Source organism: Moorena sp. SIO3I6 (assembly GCF_010672095.1).
Window position 1 is genome coordinate 1 of record NZ_JAAHHU010001746.1, and the last position, 1,023, is coordinate 1,023.

General features: G+C 40.8%; 2 protein-coding genes. Both read right to left on the minus strand.

Annotated elements, in window-relative coordinates; translation table 11 throughout:
- The coding region (locus F6K49_RS52800; protein ID WP_293111109.1) for a hypothetical protein at positions 1-221 on the minus strand (221 nt) is incomplete at its 3' end.
- 184 nt (positions 222-405) lie between these two features.
- On the minus strand, positions 406-687 hold the full coding sequence (locus tag F6K49_RS52805; RefSeq protein ID WP_293064930.1) for a nucleoside deaminase: 282 nt from the start codon (positions 685-687) through the stop codon (positions 406-408).
- Between the last annotated feature and the right edge of the window lie 336 nt (positions 688-1,023).

Genomic DNA, 1,023 nt, shown 5'->3' on the forward strand with positions numbered 1-1,023 from the left:
TCAAACTGGTGAAGTGCTTGAGATTCGTAGGTGATCAAAGCTTGAGATTTACCTTTAACATAATTTGCGATCGCATCAGCTGCTTTAATTGCCGATTGCAACGCCTTGTGAATACCAGCCGACGATATTGCTGCAGCAGTTTGCGATCGCTTATTAAGCTGACAATAACCCGCTGATTGGGTAGACGAGCAGCATACCACCAACGCAATTCTGTACCTCACCCAATTGAAAACCGCTATCAATCATTATTATCAACAATACCAATATCCTCATTCCAAAGTTTAGAGTTGTTCAGAATAAAGTCTTGCATTAATTGATAGCAACTATCGTCGTTTAAAACGTCAACAATAACACCTCTAGAACGGAGTAATTCTTCCTCACCTAAAAAAGTTTTGTTTTCCCCAATCACAACATGAGGGATCTTGTACAACAAAATCGCGCCAGTACACATACTACATGGAATGTAGTGTACAAAACGACATCTTGATAAAAAGAAGCAGGTTGAGAGCCAACATCCTCAAGAGCATCCATCTCACCATGAAGGATTGCACTACCTTTTTGAACTCTCCTGTTGTGTCCACGCCCGACAATCTCACCACCCTTAACCACAACTGAACCGATCGGTATTCCTCCCTCTTGGAAACCTATCTGAGCTTCTTTAAATGCTGCTAGCATAAACTGATTCAAAATTGCACCTCATCACTTTGAGCTACTGAATTTTGCCTATATATAGCAATTCTATATCCCATAAGGTACCTATTATCCCCCTAAATCCCCCTTAATAAGGGGGACTTTGAGGTTGAGCAGCGTACCTCATAACTGCGATAAACGCTATATTCCGGCAAAAACTCCCCTATTTTTAAGATGAAATAACAGCAAATCAATAAAATACTCTTTGTTGCTAATTTATAAGCGATTCAGCTTATGCGCTATGCGAACAGCTAATGCTTACTATCACTCCACACCCTCCAATAACAAAGCCACTTGTTCAGGTGCAGGAAGTTGATTCTGCAACTGTTGTGG